Annotated in this window: 16 protein-coding genes and 1 riboswitch; of the genes, 7 read left to right on the top strand and 9 right to left on the bottom strand. The window is 67.8% G+C overall.

Features of this window, described 5'->3' with window-relative positions; translation table 11 throughout:
- Window positions 1-44: 44 nt before the first annotated feature.
- Window positions 45-269, bottom strand: a riboswitch (cobalamin riboswitch).
- 236 nt (window positions 270-505) lie between these two features.
- Window positions 506-955, top strand: a complete 450-nt coding sequence (locus BM297_RS15105; RefSeq protein ID WP_092432967.1) for a bacteriohemerythrin — start codon at window positions 506-508, stop codon at window positions 953-955.
- Window positions 956-1,346: 391 nt separating this feature from the next.
- The gene (locus BM297_RS15100) at window positions 1,347-1,796 is read left to right on the top strand and encodes a bacteriohemerythrin (protein ID WP_092432965.1); all 450 of its coding nucleotides are present in this window, start codon (window positions 1,347-1,349) and stop codon (window positions 1,794-1,796) included.
- Window positions 1,797-1,861: 65 nt separating this feature from the next.
- Here BM297_RS15100 and BM297_RS15095 read toward each other — a convergent pair whose 3' ends face one another.
- The gene (locus BM297_RS15095; RefSeq protein WP_092432963.1) at window positions 1,862-2,185 is read right to left on the bottom strand and encodes a ComEA family DNA-binding protein; all 324 of its coding nucleotides are present in this window, start codon (window positions 2,183-2,185) and stop codon (window positions 1,862-1,864) included.
- Window positions 2,186-2,475: 290 nt separating this feature from the next.
- On the opposite strand from BM297_RS15095, the gene BM297_RS15090 reads away from it, so the two are divergent.
- Entirely contained in the window at window positions 2,476-3,282 is an 807-nt protein-coding gene (locus BM297_RS15090) for a formate/nitrite transporter family protein (protein ID WP_092432960.1), read from the top strand.
- A gap of 1 nt (window position 3,283) precedes the next feature.
- Here the strand turns inward: BM297_RS15090 and BM297_RS15085 are convergent, their stop codons facing one another.
- From BM297_RS15085 to ppc, 7 genes are all read right to left on the bottom strand, one after another.
- Entirely contained in the window at window positions 3,284-4,054 is a 771-nt protein-coding gene (locus BM297_RS15085; protein ID WP_092432956.1) for an NYN domain-containing protein, read from the bottom strand.
- An 89-nt stretch (window positions 4,055-4,143) separates the two neighbouring features.
- Window positions 4,144-4,914: a class I SAM-dependent methyltransferase gene (locus BM297_RS15080; RefSeq protein ID WP_092432954.1), complete on the bottom strand. Its 771-nt coding sequence runs from the start codon at window positions 4,912-4,914 to the stop codon at window positions 4,144-4,146.
- A 60-nt stretch (window positions 4,915-4,974) separates the two neighbouring features.
- The gene (locus BM297_RS15075) at window positions 4,975-5,829 is read right to left on the bottom strand and encodes a DMT family transporter (RefSeq protein WP_092432953.1); all 855 of its coding nucleotides are present in this window, start codon (window positions 5,827-5,829) and stop codon (window positions 4,975-4,977) included.
- A 105-nt stretch (window positions 5,830-5,934) separates the two neighbouring features.
- Window positions 5,935-6,789 (bottom strand): DUF72 domain-containing protein, encoded by an 855-nt coding sequence (locus BM297_RS15070; RefSeq protein WP_092432951.1) that lies wholly within the window; start codon window positions 6,787-6,789, stop codon window positions 5,935-5,937.
- Window positions 6,790-6,796: 7 nt separating this feature from the next.
- Window positions 6,797-7,471 carry a tRNA (adenosine(37)-N6)-threonylcarbamoyltransferase complex dimerization subunit type 1 TsaB gene (gene tsaB, locus BM297_RS15065; RefSeq protein ID WP_092432949.1) on the bottom strand — a complete coding sequence of 225 codons (675 nt, stop codon included), beginning with the start codon at window positions 7,469-7,471 and terminating at the stop codon, window positions 6,797-6,799.
- Between the two features lie 159 nt (window positions 7,472-7,630).
- The gene (gene adk / locus BM297_RS15060; RefSeq protein ID WP_092432945.1) at window positions 7,631-8,278 is read right to left on the bottom strand and encodes an adenylate kinase; all 648 of its coding nucleotides are present in this window, start codon (window positions 8,276-8,278) and stop codon (window positions 7,631-7,633) included.
- A gap of 164 nt (window positions 8,279-8,442) precedes the next feature.
- Window positions 8,443-11,079 (bottom strand): phosphoenolpyruvate carboxylase, encoded by a 2,637-nt coding sequence (gene ppc / locus BM297_RS15055; RefSeq protein WP_092432939.1) that lies wholly within the window; start codon window positions 11,077-11,079, stop codon window positions 8,443-8,445.
- A 129-nt stretch (window positions 11,080-11,208) separates the two neighbouring features.
- On the opposite strand from ppc, the gene BM297_RS15050 reads away from it, so the two are divergent.
- From BM297_RS15050 to BM297_RS15035, 4 genes are all read left to right on the top strand, one after another.
- On the top strand, window positions 11,209-11,553 hold the full coding sequence (locus BM297_RS15050) for a pilin assembly protein (RefSeq protein WP_092432936.1): 345 nt from the start codon (window positions 11,209-11,211) through the stop codon (window positions 11,551-11,553).
- Between the two features lie 261 nt (window positions 11,554-11,814).
- Complete coding sequence (locus BM297_RS15045) at window positions 11,815-13,110, top strand: alpha/beta fold hydrolase (RefSeq protein WP_092432935.1); 1,296 nt, start codon at window positions 11,815-11,817, stop codon at window positions 13,108-13,110.
- Between the two features lie 13 nt (window positions 13,111-13,123).
- Window positions 13,124-13,879 carry an MlaA family lipoprotein gene (locus BM297_RS15040; protein ID WP_394328021.1) on the top strand — a complete coding sequence of 252 codons (756 nt, stop codon included), beginning with the start codon at window positions 13,124-13,126 and terminating at the stop codon, window positions 13,877-13,879.
- Between the two features lie 102 nt (window positions 13,880-13,981).
- Window positions 13,982-14,842 carry a pirin family protein gene (locus BM297_RS15035; protein ID WP_092432934.1) on the top strand — a complete coding sequence of 287 codons (861 nt, stop codon included), beginning with the start codon at window positions 13,982-13,984 and terminating at the stop codon, window positions 14,840-14,842.
- A gap of 22 nt (window positions 14,843-14,864) precedes the next feature.
- Here BM297_RS15035 and BM297_RS15030 read toward each other — a convergent pair whose 3' ends face one another.
- Complete coding sequence (locus tag BM297_RS15030; RefSeq protein WP_092432932.1) at window positions 14,865-15,788, bottom strand: lipid A biosynthesis lauroyl acyltransferase; 924 nt, start codon at window positions 15,786-15,788, stop codon at window positions 14,865-14,867.
- Window positions 15,789-15,854: the final 66 nt, after the last annotated feature.

Below are 15,854 nucleotides of genomic sequence, written 5' to 3'. Positions count from 1 at the left end.
ATATCCAAGGAAAGCCGCCCACCCGACGGGTAGCGCCCTCCGCGATACCGTGGATGCGACAGGCCGGTCTCCGGGCTTGCGAGTGGAACCTGGGTTCCCGAAGTCGCGCCTTCCCATGCCTGAGCACAGTGGTCAATAGCGACGTCTTGACTCGCCTACCGTTGCGGGGGCAGCGCCGGACTTGTGTGCGACATTTCGCACACGCACCGGCTTCCCTGTTTCACCCCGCCGAGCCTTGGCTGGGGGGCACCTGAAGCAGGGCGCGAAGGTTAGAGGGTCGTGAGGAATGCGTCAAACGCTGCGCTCAAACCGAGGCCAATACTTGCAACAAAACACATATGTGATGAATTTCACAAAACAACCGAATCGCTGTAAAGACCGCATACACCTCATGGCCTTTAAAATGGCACCGTGCTACTAAAGGCTCATAGGCACCCTTCTGGGGCACAACCTTTCAACCCACCCACCGCAACAGCTTGCAATATATTGCACGAGGATTTTTTACATGGGCTTTGTCATTTCCTGGTCACCCGAGTTCGAGACCGGTATCGATATCGTCGACGAACAGCACAAGCGGATTTTTGAATACCTGACCGAAATCGACCACGCCATCAAGGCTCAATCGACTGCCGAAGTCGAGTATGTGGTCAAGGCCCTGCTGGACTACGCCATCTCGCACAACACCTTCGAAGAAAGCCTGATGGAAAAGGCCGGCTATCCGATGCTGGACGCCCATCACCAGGTCCATGAAGCCTTCAAGGCCCGCGCCCAGGCCTATGGCGCCCGTCTGGCCAGCGGCGAAGATCACTTCCGCCTGGCTCGCGAAGTGCGTACCGACATCGGTCTGTGGCTGACCAACCACATCAAGCGCGACGACAAGCACTACGTGCCCTACGTGAAGAAGAGCCTCGACGGCGGCTTCGTGTCGCGCATGCTGGGCAAGTTCTTCGGCTGATCAGCCCTGCGCCATCGCACCGAACCAACAGGCAGCAAGACCTGAAAACAACACCCCCGTGCCCCTGCAACACCTGATAGTCAACACAACAAAAGCAACACCCAGAAAGCACGACATAACAACAAGAACAGGACGAATTACATGATCATCACCTACCCCCGGCCTGCCGCCGCCCTACCCCACTCCACGCGAAAACGGGCACCCCAGATGCCTGCCACGCCGTACTGCTGACTCCCTGCCTGCCAGCACGACACCATCAGGATGTGCGTGCCCGAGCGGGACTCCAGGCAGCTCCCACTGATCCGCGGCGACCGCCAATGGTCCGCCCGTTGCCGGATATCCAGGGCACCACGCCAGCCAGATTCATTGTTCATACGAGAGGGATCGAGCCATGAGCTTTGTCATCACCTGGACTACTGAATTCGAAACCGGCATCGACATCATCGACGAGCAGCACAAGCGCATCTTCGAGTATCTGGAAGAAATCGATCACGCCATCAAGACGCACAACGCCGATGAGGTCGAGCACGTCATCAAGTCGCTGATCGATTACGCCATCTCGCACAATACCTTCGAGGAGAGCCTGATGGAGAAGGCCGGCTATCCCATGCTGGAGCCGCATCATCAGGTCCACGAAGCCTTCAAGGCCCGCGCCCAGGCCTACAGCGACCGCCTGGCCCAGGGCGAGGATACCTTCCGCGTGGCCAGGGAGATCCGCACCGATATCGGCCTGTGGTTGACCAACCACATCAAGCGCGACGACAAGCACTATGTCTCCTTCGTGAAACGCAACATCGAAGGCGGTTTCGTCGCCCGCATGCTGGGCAAGTTCTTCCGCTGATTGCGCCAGATGCCGTAAACAAAAAGGCCGGTCAGTTGACCGGCCTTTTTGTTTACGGCAACAACTCAGTTCACACGCAAACGCTCGCGGTTCTTCTCCAGCGTGGCCGTACCGATTCCCTTCACCTCGAGCAACTCATCCACCGAGGTGAACGGCCCCTTGGCATCGCGGTACTCGACGATCGCACGGGCCTTGGCCTCGCCGATGCCATTGAGTTCGCGGGCCAGAGTCTCGGCATCGGCACTGTTCAGGTCGATCCGGGTCACCGGCACGACGGCCTGCGCCTGCACCACCGGTTGGGGTGTGGCGGGCGCCTCGGCAGCCATGGTGGCGACGGAAAAACCGCTGAGCAGTGCGAACAGCAGGGAAGAAAGACGCAGTTTCGACATGTTCGACAATTCCTTTGTCAGATGGGGAGGGACCGCCGCTATTCCCGACGGCCACCCGAAGCTAAATCAGCGCCGCAGAATGTCAAAGCAAAAACCACAAGAAATGCGCGTGTTAATGCATTTCAGCGACGCGGTTGGCAATTGTTCGGCCGACCCACAGCGCCGCACCCCAGCCAGCCCGCCCGCGCGGCCAGGATCGGGGGGCACCGCGGCATGAGAGTTTTGCCGTCACGCGCTCGGCCTGAGCTACAGTCCCAGAACCCTCCATTTCCTCGGCAAGGTGAGTGAGCATGGTCAAGAGACAGCTGTTCGGCGATGCCTACCAGCCGCAGCAGATCGCCCGGCGGGTCGCGGAAATGGGCGTGGCCAAGGCCCGCGCCGACGGCCTGACCCTGCTGGTCCTGGCGGTGCTGGCCGGGGCGTTCATTTCCCTCGGCGCCTTGCTGTTCACCGTGGTGGTGACCGGCAGCGAGCTGGGCTTCGGCGTCACCCGCCTGCTCGGCGGCCTGGGCTTCTGTCTCGGCCTGGTGCTGGTGGTGATCGGCGGGGCCGAGCTGTTCACCGGCAACAACCTGCTCGCCATGGCCTGGGCGAGCCGGCTGATCGCCAGCCGGGAGCTGCTGCGCAACTGGCTGCTGGTCTACCTGGGCAACGTCATCGGCTGCCTGGGCACGGTGCTGCTGGTGCTGTGGGCGGACAGCGCCGCCCTGGCCGGCGGGGCCGTGGGAGAAGCGGCGCTGGGCATCGCCCGCGCCAAGACGGAGCTGCCGCTGGGCGCCGCCTTTGCCCGCGGCATCCTGTGCAACGTGCTGGTGTGCCTGGCCGTGTGGCTGGCGATGGGCGGGCACAGCCTGACCGACCGCTTGCTGGCCATCCTGTTTCCGATCACCGCCTTCGTCAGCCTCGGCTTCGAGCACTCGATCGCCAACTGGTTCTTCCTGCCCTATGGCCTGGCCCTGGATGGGCAGGACAGCCTGTCGCTGGCCGCCGCGGCGCGCAACCTGGCCGTGGTCACCGCCGGCAACATCGTCGGCGGCACGCTGCTGGTCGCCGGCGTCTACTGGCTGGCCTACCTGCGCGGCCTGCCGCGGGGCTGATTCAGACCTGCTGGCGGCGTTTGTAACGCACCTTCGGGTGGTTGCCCACCCGCTTGATCTCGAACAGGTCGATGGCGGCGAACAGATCCACCAGCCGCGCATAGCCGTAGTTGCGCGGGTCGAAGGAGGCCTGGTTGGCGATGCGTGCGCCGACCAGGCTGAGATGCGCCCAGCCTTCGTCGTCGGCGGCGAAGGCCACGGCATTGCGCAGCAGGCTCATCAGCTTGCTGTTGCCCTTGAGCTCATGCCCCGTAAGCCGGCAGACCACCTCCGGCGGCGCGCCGACCGCGCCGGCCTCGGCAGTCACCGCGCTGCTGCCCAGCGGCTGGATGGTCACCTCGACCGGCATGTCGTCGAGGAAGACGAAGCGCGAACAGGCGTTGACGTAGGGCACCGGCGACTTGCGCTCGCCAAAGCCGATGACCTGCTTGCCGTCGGCGCGCAGGCGGGTGACCAGCGGGGTGAAGTCGCAGTCCGAGGACACCAGGCAGAACACCTCGACCGGCTTGCCGTGCAGCACGTCCATGGCGTCGATGGCCATGGCCATGTCGGTGGCGTTCTTGCCCTTGACCAGGTCGAACTGCTGGACCGGCTGGATCGCGTGCTCGTGCAGCACCTCCACCCAGGATTCCAGCCGCGGACTTTTCCAGTTGCCGTAGGCACGACGGATGGACACCATGCCGAGCACCGCCAGTTCGGCGAGGATCGCCTCGATCTTGCGGCTCGGCGAGTTGTCGGCATCGATGAACAGCGCTACGCGGACGTTCTGCACACTCCTGCCCTCCCCGTGCCAGTAAGCCTCAGCCTAGCAGGCCGTTTCCAACGCAGTTCCGGTGACGCCGCTGGCCTTACAACAGCCTGCTACTTCAAGGCCTTCTTCGGGTAGATGTCGTAGCGGCTGGACTTGCCTTCGAGCTGGTAGGACGGCTTGGGCCCGTCGATGCACGGCGCCTTGCGCGGGCGCTTGACCACCACGCGGTGGCTGGCCAGGGCCAGGGCCGCCGCGAGCAGGGCCGGGGCATCGAGGTCGTCGCCGACCAGCGGGCGGAACAGGCGCATTTCCTTCTTCACCAGCGCGCTCTTGTCACGGTGCGGAAACATCGGGTCGAGGTAGATCACCTGCGGCGCTTCGCCCTGCCAGGCGCCGATGATCTCCACGGCGTTGCCGGTGAGCAGGCGCATCTGCGCGACGATCGGCGCCACCTCGGGGGCGCGGGCGGCACGCGCCAGGCCATCCTCGAGCAGCGCGGCGATCAGCGGCTGGCGCTCGATCAGGCTGACCGCGCAGCCCAGGCTGGCCAGCACGAAGGCATCGCGTCCCAGGCCGGCGGTGGCATCCAGCACCCGCGGGCGCACGCCGGGCTGCACGCCGACGGCCTTGGCGATCATCTGCCCGCTGCCGCCGCCGAACAGACGGCGATGGGCGGCGGCGCCCTCGACGAAGTCGACGCGCACCGGCCCCGGCGCATCGGGGCCGAGTTCGGCCAGCTGCAGGCCGGCGTCACCCAGCTGCAGGGCGAATTCGGCCTCGCCCTCGACGCTCAGCCCCAGGCGCTCGGCCCACTGCGCGGCGGCAGCGGCGTGGACGGGACTCAGGGCTTCGACGCGGATGCGAACAGGGCTGGCGGACATCGGGACTTCCGGGCGGGGACAGTGGGGCGGCCATTTTGCCAAATAACGCAGCGGCCCGCCCTATCGCGGCACTGGCGCGCGCCCGAGCAGCACCCAGGCCACCCCGCCCAGCAGCAGCGCCGAGGCCAGCAGCAGGCGCAGATCGAAGGGTTCGCCGAGCAGCAGCACGCCGAACAGGGCGGTGATCAGCGGCACGCTGAGCTGCACGGTCGCCGCCTGGGTGGCGCGCAGCGCCGGCAGCACCGCGTACCACAGCGCGTAGCCGAGGCCCGAGGCCAGGGCGCCGGAGAGCAGCGCATAGACCAGTCCGGCGGCGTCCAGCCGCGCCCACGGCAGGCCGAGCACAGCGAGCAGCAGCGCCAGCGGCAACGCGCGGATGAAATTGCCGGCGGTGTTCGCGGTGGCATCGCCGGCGCCACGACCGCGCAGGGAATACACGCCCCAGGCCACCCCGGCCAGCAGCATCGACAGCGCCGGCAAGGGCTGCGGCGCGCTGGCGCCGGGCAACAGCAGCACGGCCAGGCCGCCGCAGGCCAGCAGCAGGCCGCAGCTCTGCCCCAGCGCCAGCCGTTCGCCGCGCCACAGGCCCCAGAGGATCATGCTCGCCTGCACCGCGCCGAACAGCAGCAACGCGCCGGTCGCCGCGGCCAGCTGCAGGTAGGCCCAGGAAAACCCGGCGGCATAGGCGAACAGCGCCAGCGCCGACAGGTTGCTGCCGGCCAGCACCGCGCACTTCGCACCTGGCCGCAGATAGACGATCAACCCCAGCGCCAGCGCACCGCCGAGCAGGCGGATGGCGGTGAAACTGGCGGCGTCGATATGGCCGTCGCGCAGGGCGATGCGGCACAGCAGCGAGTTGGCGGCGAAGGCCAGCATGGCCAGGGCGACGAGCAGCGACAGGCGCAGCAGGGGCATGGAAGACTTCCCGGTCTTTGGTCGTGCGCAGAGGGTAGCGCGAAAGGCGCGGTCGCAGGGGCGACTTGGCAACGCCTGGCGCAGGCAGGGTGCGCTTTGCGCTCCCTACAGGAGGCCCAACTGCTCGCCGGCCGTGTTCTCCGGCAGCGCCGGCAGGCCGGGCAGGCGCGCCATCAGCTGCGCGTGAAAACGCCGCGCCAGTTCGGGCGCCAAGTGGTTGTCGGGGGTATGCAGGAACACGTGGGGTGTGCGGCCTTCCTCGATCCAGCCGGCGACCTTGTCCAGCCAGGGGGCGAGGAAGGGATCGTTGGCCTCCAGCTGCGGATGGCCGATGAAGCGCACCTGCGGCGCCTGGCTGAATGCCGCCGGACGCGGCGGCAGCCGCGGCTTCTTGCTCTGCGCATGCAGCACCGCCGCGCTGCGCTCGGTGCAGCTGAACAGCGCCCGCGAGTCGAGGCCGATGCGCTCGACACCGTGCTCCAGCAGCAGGCGGTTGAGCGCCCTCTCCTCGCCGCCTCGGGCGAAGAACGCCGGATGGCGCACCTCCACCGCCAGGCTGCGCGCGGACGGCAGACCGTCGATGAACGCCGCCAGCTCGGCGAGGCGCGGCGGAGCGAAGCTGGCCGGCAGCTGCAGCCACAGCGGCGTGACACGCGCGCCGAGCGGCGCCAGCAGGTCGAGGAAGTCGCGCGCGGCAGCCAGATTGTCGCGCAGGTCGCCTTCGTGGCTGATGTCGCGCGGCAGCTTGGCGCAGAAGTGGAAGCCCTCCGGCATCAGCTGCGCCCAGCGCGCCAGGGTCGCCGCCGCGGGCCGGGCATAGAAGGTGGTGTTGCCTTCCACGGCGTTGAACACCCGGCAATAGGCCGGCAGGAAATCGCGACCGGCCAGGCCGTCCGGATACAGCGAGCCGCGCCAGGCCGGCTCGTTCCACGCCGGGCAGCCGAGAAAGTACGGCAGCACGGCCGCGTCAGCCCTTCTTCGGGGTGGCCACGTTGTCGCGCAGGTACACCGGCTGCGCCTGCTCGGCGTCCACCGCCTCGCCACGCGCCCAGGCGAAAGTGGCCAGGGTCAGCAGGTCCTCGGCATGCGGCAGCAGGCCGGCATCCATGCCGCTGACCGCCACCGGGATGCGCGCCGCGAAGGCCCAGCCGGTGCCGGCGCCGAACCACTCGCCCTCGGCAGCGCGCGGCAGGGCGACCTGCTCCGGCGGCAGCACCGCCTCGACGCCGGCCAGACGCATCTCGCCGTCCTCCAGGCGATAGCAACCCCAGTACAGCTCGTCCATGCGCGCATCGATGGCGGTCGCCACCTGGCTGACCCCCTGCTCGCGATGGGCGCGCTGGGCCATGACCGCCAGGTTGGAGATCGGCAGAACCGGGCGGCCGAGGGCGAAGGCCAGGCCCTGGACCACGCCGACGGCGATGCGCACGCCGGTGAAGGCGCCCGGACCGCGACCGAAGGCGATGGCCTCCACGGCGCCGAGGACGATACCGGCCTCGGCCAGCACTTCCTGCACCATCGGCAGCACGCGCTGGGCATGCAGGCGCGGGATCACCTCGTAGCGGCTGTAGACACGCCCCTCGTGCAGCAGTGCGACGGAACAGGCTTCGGTGGCGGTATCCAGGGCCAGCAGGGTGGTCATGACGGAGGTCCGGTACGTTGGGAAACGGGCGCGCATTGTAGCAGCCGCGGCTGGTCGCGGCGTGGGCAGCCACGGCACGCGGGCCGGGCAGCCCTCGCCGTGCCCCGGAAATGCAAACGGCCCGCACAGGGCGGGCCGTTTGCTGCAGCAGAGAGCGGATCAGCTCAGTGCGGCGAGCACCTTGGCGGTGATCTCTTCGACGCTGCCGACACCCTCGACGCGCGAGTACTTCGGCTTGCCGGCGGTCTGCTCCAGGTCCTGATAGAAGCCGACCAGCGGCAGGGTCTGGGCGTGGTAGACGTCCAGGCGCTTGCGCACGGTCGCTTCCAGGTCGTCTTCGCGCTGGATCAGCTCTTCGCCGGTCTCGTCGTCCTTGCCGGCCACCTTCGGCGGGTTGTACTGCAGGTGGTAGGTGCGCCCGGAAGCCGGGTGCACGCGGCGGCCGGACATGCGGCTGATAATTTCCGCATCCTCCACGGCGATCTCCAGCACGTGGTCGATTTCCACGCCGGCGTCGCGCAGGGCTTCGGCCTGCGGGATGGTGCGCGGGAAGCCGTCGAACAGGAAGCCGTTGGCGCAGTCGGCGGCGACGATGCGCTCCTTGATCAGGCCGATGATGATCTCATCGGAAACCAGGCCACCGCTGGCCATCACTTCCTTGACCTGCAGGCCCAGCGGGCTCTCGGCCTTGACCGCGGCACGCAGCATGTCGCCGGTGGAGATCTGCGGAATGGCGAATTTTTCGGTGATGAAGCGGGCCTGAGTACCTTTGCCGGCACCCGGTGCCCCCAGCAGAATCACACGCATCTTGTTGCTCCAGAAAGGATGTAGGAAATCCTGGATTCGCCTCGTGGGGCCAATCTCGAAATTTTTATTTGCGCCCTAGCATGAAATGGGGCGGTGAAAAAGCAGACCAAAATACACAGCTACCCGGCCCGACACAAGATAGCGGGATGCTGGCGAGGGGCCGCTCAGCCGGTGTTGCGCAGCCCCGCGGCAATGCCCGCCACGCTGACCAGCAGCGCCTGCTCCAGGGGACTCTCGGCATGCTCGGCGAGGCGGCGCGAACGGGCGAGAAGCTCGACCTGCAGCAGGTGCAGCGGGTCGAGGTAGGCATCGCGCACGCTGATCGACTCACGCAGCACGGGGTCGCTGCCGAGCAGCTGCGCCTGGCCGGTCAGACGCAGCACCGCGTCACTGGCCTGCGACAACAGGTCGCGCAGCTGCTGCCCCAGCGGGCGCAGGTTTTCCTCGACCAGACGCTCGTCGTACAGCCGGGCGATCCCCGCATCGGCCTTGGCCAGCACCATCTCGAGCATGTCGATACGCGTGCGGAAGAACGGCCAGTGTTCGCGCATCTCGTGCAGCAGGCGCGTCTCGCCGCGCTCTGCCGCCTGCCCCAGCGCGGCTTCCCAGCCCAGCCAGGCCGGCAGCATCAGGCGCGTCTGGGTCCAGGCGAAGATCCACGGAATCGCCCGCAGGCTTTCCACCCCGCCGCTGCGCCGCCGCGCCGGCCGGCTGCCCAGCGGCAGGCGGCCCAGCTCCTGCTCCGGAGTGGCCTGGCGGAAGTACGCGACGAACTGCGGATGCTCGCGCACCACCGCGCGATAGGCCGCCACCCCGTCGGCCGCCAGACGCTCCATCAGCGCCCGCCATTCGGCGGTCGGCGCCGGCGGCGGCAGCAGGGTGGCCTCCAGCACTGCGGCCAGATAGAGGCTGAGGTTCTGCTCGGCGACGCCGGGCAGGCCGAACTTGAAGCGGATCATCTCGCCCTGTTCGGTGACCCGGAAACGCCCGGCCACCGAGCCCGGCGGCTGCGAGCGGATGGCCACGTGCGCCGGGCCGCCGCCACGCCCCACGGTGCCGCCGCGACCGTGGAACAGCAGCAGCTCGACACCGTGGCGCTGGCAGACGTCGACCAGCGCCTCCTGGGCGCGGTACTGCGCCCAGGCCGCCGCCAGCGTGCCGGCGTCCTTGGCCGAGTCGGAGTAGCCGATCATCACCTCCTGCGGCCCGGCCTGGCGGGCGCGGTAGCCGGGCACGCCCAGCAGGCGGTCGATCACGCTCCCCGCGTGCTCCAGATCGTCCAGCGTCTCGAACAGCGGCACCACGCGCAGCGGCCGCTGCAGGCCGGCCTCCTTGAGCAGCAGCTCGACCGCCAGCACGTCGCTGGGCGCGCCGGCCATGGAAATCACGTAGGAGCCCAGCGCCGCGGCCGGTGCCTGCGCCGCCACCCGGCAGGTGGCCAGCACCTCGGCGGTATCCGCCGACGGCCGATAATGCGCTGGCAGCAGCGGCCGCGGGTTGTCCAGCTCGCGCTGGAGGAAGTCGAGGCGCTGCGTCTCGTCCCACTCGGCGTAGCGGCCAACACCCAGGTAGGCGGTGATCTCGTCGAGCGCCGCGGCATGCCGCCCGGCATCCTGACGGATGTCCAGGCGCACCAGGAACAGACCGAAGGTGTGCGCGCGGCGCAGGCTGTCGAGCAGCGGGCCGTCGGCGATCGTGCCCAGGCCGCAGGCGACCAGCGAGTCGTAGCAGAGCAGCAACGGCTCGAGCAGCTCGCGGTTGTCCTGCAGCACCGCGGCACCCGGGGCTTGGCCGTCCTGCAAAGCCGCAGCCGCCCAGTCGCGGGTGGCGAACAGCCGGGTACGCAACTGACGCAGCAGCGCCCGGTAGGGCTCGGGCGCCTCGCCGACCCGCTCGCGCAGCGCCGGGCTGGCCTGGTGCATGGACAGGTCGGTGATCAGACGCTCGACGTCGCGCAGGTGCAGCTCGGCAGCGATGCGCCGTGCCAGCAGCAGCACCTCGGCGGTGACCTGCGCGGTGACATTGGGATTGCCGTCGCGGTCGCCGCCCATCCACGAGGCGAAGCGGACCGGGGCCGCCTCCAGCGGCAGGCGGGTACCGCAGCAGCCGTGCAGCAGCTCGTCGACGCCGCGCAGGAACCCCGGCAGGGCACTCCACAGCGAATGCTCGATCACCGCAAAGCCCCACTTGGCCTCATCCACCGGGGTCGGCTTGCTGCGGCGGATCTCTTCGGTATGCCAGACTTCGGCCAGCAGCCGGCGCAACTCGCGAAGCGTCTGCGCCTTCTCCTTCACGGACAGATCGGCATGATCCCGCGCGGCCAGACAGGCCGCGATGTCGTCGTATTTCTTGATCAGGGTGCGCCGCGCCACCTCGGTCGGATGGGCTGTGAGCACCAGCTCGATGTCCAGTCCGGCGATCTGCTGCGCCAGGCCCTGCGAACTGTGGCCGGCGGCCTGCAGGCGCTCGAGCACCTCGCCCAGCACCCGCTCCTCGAACGGCAACGGCTCGGCCGGCCGGCGGCGGCGGATACGGTGGTACTGCTCGGCGATGTTGGCCAGGTTGAGGAACTGGTTGAACGCCCGCGCCACCGGCAGCAGCTCATCCTCGGCGAGGGCATCGAGGGTCTCTGCCAATTGCTGTGCGCCGGCCAGCGAGCCGCGCCGGGCCGCCTTGGCCCCCTTGCGGATGCGCTCGATCTTGGCCAGAAAATCCGCACCGCGTTCGGCACGAAAGGTCTCCCCCAGCAGCTCGCCCAGCAGGTGGACGTCCTCGCGCAGGCGCGCATCGATTTCCGCCATCTTCGCCCTCCTCCCTGTAACCCTTGCCGGTTCGGCACGATTAGCCTTGCGGCAGGAGCCGCAAGAGCAGTCTAGGCTCAGTCTAAAGACATCCCCGTTACCGACCACAGTACAAGGCCGGAGGCATGCATGAAAATCCGCGATCTGGTCAATGAATGGGAACTCAGCGCCAAGGGCAAGCTGAGCAAGAGCATCTACAGCATTCCGCTCGACGTGGAGTCGGCCGCTCGCCTGGCCGCCCTCAGCGAGATGTACCCCAAGCGCCGCCCCGAGGAGCTGCTGAGCGAACTGGTCGGCGTCGCGCTGCAGGAACTGGAGGGGAGCTTTCCCTACGTGAAGGGCAGCAAGGTGGTCGCCACCGACGAGCAGGGTGATCCGCTGTACGAGGATGTCGGCCTGACGCCACGCTTTCTGGCCCTGGCCCGCAAGCATCTGCAGGAGTTGAACAGTCGCGACGAGGATAGCGACTACTGAGTAACCGCTGTACGTAGTTACAGTCCCGATACGGGGCTTTCGCCGGTCCGGATGTCTCCGCGCCGGCCAAAGGGTGTGCCTGCCGTTTTGCCGAAAAAACCGCCGCGACTTCCCTTTCCCGTTGCAGGTGACACACTGTTCGACACTACCCGCTCGGGGGCCGCCGGTCAGAACCTTGCGACCCCCGGCGCAACTCGGCGGCTGGCGGCGGGTCACACTCTCCCTTGCCCGAAACCGACATCTGCGGAAGGTTGCTACTGCATGCCCCTTGCTTCACGCCTCTTCGCGCTCCTCGCCATCCTCTGGCTGGGCGGCGCCCAGGCGGCGGTCAACGAGATCGACGCCGCAAGCTACGGCTTCCCGCTGACCAACCCGTTCGAGGCGACCATCGCCACCACCCCGCCGGAACTGCGCCCCACGCTGCCGGACGATGCCGACATCGACCAGGCCGACTACAGCCTGCGCCTGCGCCCCCGTCGCGAACTGCCGGACAACTTCTGGGCGGTCAAGTCGCTGAAGTACCGTCTGGCCCGCCAGGAGGGCCGCGCGCCGCTGGTGTTCATCATCTCCGGCACCGGCGCGCACTACGCCAACGGCAAGACCGAGGAGCTCAAGCGCCTGTTCTACGGCGCCGGCTACCACGTGGTGCAGCTGTCCTCGCCGACCAGCTACGACTTCATGGCCGCCGCCTCGCGGCACGCCACGCCGGGCATTTCCGACCGCGACGCCATCGACCTGTACCGGGTCATGGAGAGCGTCCGCGCACAGCAGAAGGATCTGCCGGTCAGCGACTACTACCTGATCGGCTACAGCCTTGGCGGCCTGCATGCCGCCTTCGTCAGCCATCTCGACGAAAGCCGCCAGGCGTTCAACTTCCGCCGCGTGCTGCTGGTCAACCCGCCGGTCAACCTGTTCACCTCGGTGACCAATCTCGATCGCCTGGTGCAGACCGAGGTCAGCGGCATCGACAGCAGCAGTACCTTCTATGATCTGGTGCTCGGCAAGCTGGCGCGCTACTTCGAGGAACGCGGCGCGGTGGAGATCGACGCGGCGATGCTCTACGACTTCCAGCAGTCCAGGCAGCGCCTGTCCGACGAGGAGATGGCCATGCTGATCGGCGCCGCCTTCCGCTTCGCCGCCGCCGACATTTCCTTCACCTCGGACCTGATCAACCGGCGCGGCTTCATCATCCCGCCGACCTACCCGATGGATCAGGGCACCAGCCTCACGCCCTTCTTCAAGCGCGCCCTGCTCTGCGACTTCGGGTGCTACATCCGCGAGCAGTTGATGCCGTACTGGCGCCGCCAGGGCGACGGCAACAGCCTGCTGCAGCTGATCGACCAGGTCAGCCTCTACTCGCTGCGTACCTACCTGGCCGGCAGCGACAAGATCAAGGTCTTCCACAACCGCGACGACATGATCCTCAGCCCCGGCGATCTCGGCTTCCTGCGCCGCACCTTCGGCGCGCGCCTGACCCTGTTCCCTCGCGGCGGGCACTGCGGCAACCTGAACTACCGGGTCAACACTCAGGCCATGCTGGAGTTCTTCCGTGACTGACTCTCTTCGCCGCCTGCTGCCGGCCATCCTGCTGGCCCTGAGCACTGGCGCCCTGGCCGAGCAGCCCGCCGACGCCGACGGCTTCACCCGGCCGCTGGAACAGCTGAAGTTCAACCCCCAGCTCAACCAGCGCGAATTCGAGCGCGCCACCCTGGTGGCGCTGGTCAACAACGACCCCTGGGAGGAGTGGAACCGGCGCATCTACCACTTCAACCAGCGCTTCGACGAATGGGTCTACCTGCCGGTGGTCAACGGCTACCGCTTCGTCACCCCGCGCTTCGTGCGCAGCGGGGTCAGCCACTTCTTCGCCAACCTCGGCGAGGTGCCCAGCCTGGCCAACCACCTGCTGCAGCTGCAGGGCAAGGACGCCATGACCACCACGGCCCGCCTGCTGTTCAACACCACCCTCGGCATCGGTGGCCTGTGGGATCCGGCCAGCCGCATGGGGCTGGAGCGGCGCAGCGAGGACTTCGGCCAGACCCTCGGCTACTGGGGCGCCGAGGAGGGCCCCTATCTGGTGCTGCCACTACTCGGCCCCTCCAACCTGCGCGACACCGGCGGGCTGGTGTTCGACACCGCCCTCGGCAGCGCGGCGAACCCCGCCGTGGAAGCCGGCCTCACCGCGCAGGGCACGACCTACTACGGGCTGATGGCCATCGACCGCCGGCACATCAACGACTTCCGCTACGGCCAGCTCAACTCGCCGTTCGAGTACGAGAAGGTGCGCTACGTCTACACCGAAGCACGCCGCCTGCAGATCAGCGAGTGACCGACAACCCATCGACTCGCTCGATGGGTTGCACTAGGAATGCGCAACCATCCATCCGCGGAGCTGAACTAACATGGCGTGAAGCCCACAAGGAGCTGCGCCATGAGCTATCCCCACTATCGCGACGTACTCGACCTGCACAGCGGCCGCGCCACCTCGGATGGCGACGGCGTACGCCTGACCCGCATCATCGGCGGCCCCGGCCTGGAACGTTTCGATCCGTTCCTGATGCTGGACGCTTTCGACTCCTTCGATGCCCGCGACTACATCGGCGGCTTCCCGCCGCATCCGCACCGCGGCTTCGAGACGGTGACCTACATGCTCGAGGGGCGCATGCGCCATGAGGACCATCTCGGCCACCGCGGCCTGCTCGAGCCCGGCGGCGTGCAGTGGATGACCGCCGCGCGCGGCATCATCCACAGCGAGATGCCCGAGCAGGAGCAGGGCCGCATGTTCGGCTTCCAGCTCTGGCTCAACCTGCCGGCGGCGGACAAGATGGGGCCGGCCGGCTACCGAGACTTCGCCCCCGCCGAGATTCCGCGCCTGACCAGCGTCCGGGGTGTCGAGGTGACGGTGATTGCCGGACGTTTCAAGGAAGGCGAGCAGGAGCAGAGCGGCGCCGTGCAGCGCCCGCATACCGAACCGCAGCTGTTCGACCTCAAGTTACCGGCCGGTGCCTGCGTGATGCCCGAACTGCCGCGCGGGCACACTGTGCTGCTGCACGTGTTCGAGGGTGAGCTGATGGTGCGCGGTCAGCGCGACCACACGGTCAAGACCGGCCAGCTGGCGCGCCTCGGCGATGGCGACAGCCTGCACCTGACCAGCGCCCAGGGCGCCCGCGTGCTGCTGATCGCCGGACGCCCGCTGCACGAGCCGATCGTCCAGCACGGGCCGTTCGTGATGAACACTCACGAGCAGATCGAACAGGCGCTGGCGGACTTTCGCAGCGGGCGCTTCGCGTGAGCGCCATGCCTGCCAGACACGCTCAGGCGTAAAGCTTCGGCGCCCCCTCCGGGCGCGTCTTGAAGCGCCGGTGGGCCCACAGGTACTGCTCGGGGCACCGGCGCACCGCCTGCTCGATCCACTGATTGATGCGCAGGCAGTCGGCTTCCTCGCTGTCGCTCGGGAAGTCGGTCAGCGGCGGATGGATGGTCAGCCGATAGCCGGAACCGTCGGCCAGGCGCTGCTGGGTGAAGGGCACCACGCGCGCCTTGCCCAGGCGGGCGAACTTGCTGGTGGCGGTGACGGTGGCGGCCGGCACGCCGAACAGCGGCACGAAGATGCTCTGCTTGCGGCCGTAGTCCTGGTCCGGCGCGTACCAGATCGCCCGCCCGGCGCGCAGTACCTTGAGCATGCCGCGCACGTCATCGCGCTCGATGGCGCTGGCATCGAGGTTGTGCCGCTCGCGGCCGTGACGCTGGATGTAGTCGAACAGCGGGTTCTTGTGCTCGCGGTACATGCCGTCGATGGTGTGCAACTGGCCGAGCAGCGATGCACCGATCTCCAGGGTGGTGAAATGCAGGGACATCAGGATCACCCCCTGCCCTTCGCGCTGCGCCGCCTGCAGGTGCTCCAGCCCCTCGACGTGCGCCAGGCGCGCCAGGCGGGCCGACGGCCACCACCAGCTCATCGCCATCTCGAAGAAGGCGATGCCGTTGGAGGCGAAGTTCTCGCGCAGCAGGCGGGCGCGCTCGGCGGCGGACAGCTCGGGGAAGCACAGCTCGAGATTGCGCGTGACGATCTGCCGACGCGATTTCGCCGCCAGCAGCATCAACGCCCCCAGGGCGCGCCCCAGCTTCAGCAGCAGCGCATAGGGCAGCTGCACCACCAGCCACAGCACGCCCAGGCCCAGCCACAGCGGCCAGTAGCGCGGATGAAGAAAAGCGGCACGAAAGCGGGGACGGTCCATCAGCACATCCAGTCAGGCGAACGAGCGGATCATTCTACCTTGTCACGCCGCAGCGAATCAGCCGTG

Origin of the sequence: Geopseudomonas sagittaria, assembly GCF_900115715.1 — a bacterium.
GTDB lineage: Bacteria > Pseudomonadota > Gammaproteobacteria > Pseudomonadales > Pseudomonadaceae > Geopseudomonas > Geopseudomonas sagittaria.
This window is presented reverse-complemented; position numbering and strand designations above follow the sequence as displayed.

Coding starts and splice junctions, on each gene's coding strand:
- BM297_RS15105 (WP_092432967.1), top strand. CDS start 506: ATGGGCTTTGTCATTTCCTGGTCACCCGAGTTCGAGACCGGTATCGAT.
- BM297_RS15100 (WP_092432965.1), top strand. CDS start 1,347: ATGAGCTTTGTCATCACCTGGACTACTGAATTCGAAACCGGCATCGAC.
- BM297_RS15095 (WP_092432963.1), bottom strand. CDS start 2,185: ATGTCGAAACTGCGTCTTTCTTCCCTGCTGTTCGCACTGCTCAGCGGT.
- BM297_RS15090 (WP_092432960.1), top strand. CDS start 2,476: ATGGTCAAGAGACAGCTGTTCGGCGATGCCTACCAGCCGCAGCAGATC.
- BM297_RS15080 (WP_092432954.1), bottom strand. CDS start 4,914: ATGTCCGCCAGCCCTGTTCGCATCCGCGTCGAAGCCCTGAGTCCCGTC.
- BM297_RS15075 (WP_092432953.1), bottom strand. CDS start 5,829: ATGCCCCTGCTGCGCCTGTCGCTGCTCGTCGCCCTGGCCATGCTGGCC.
- tsaB (WP_092432949.1), bottom strand. CDS start 7,471: ATGACCACCCTGCTGGCCCTGGATACCGCCACCGAAGCCTGTTCCGTC.
- adk (WP_092432945.1), bottom strand. CDS start 8,278: ATGCGTGTGATTCTGCTGGGGGCACCGGGTGCCGGCAAAGGTACTCAG.
- ppc (WP_092432939.1), bottom strand. CDS start 11,079: ATGGCGGAAATCGATGCGCGCCTGCGCGAGGACGTCCACCTGCTGGGC.
- BM297_RS15050 (WP_092432936.1), top strand. CDS start 11,209: ATGAAAATCCGCGATCTGGTCAATGAATGGGAACTCAGCGCCAAGGGC.
- BM297_RS15045 (WP_092432935.1), top strand. CDS start 11,815: ATGCCCCTTGCTTCACGCCTCTTCGCGCTCCTCGCCATCCTCTGGCTG.
- BM297_RS15035 (WP_092432934.1), top strand. CDS start 13,982: ATGAGCTATCCCCACTATCGCGACGTACTCGACCTGCACAGCGGCCGC.
- BM297_RS15030 (WP_092432932.1), bottom strand. CDS start 15,788: ATGGACCGTCCCCGCTTTCGTGCCGCTTTTCTTCATCCGCGCTACTGG.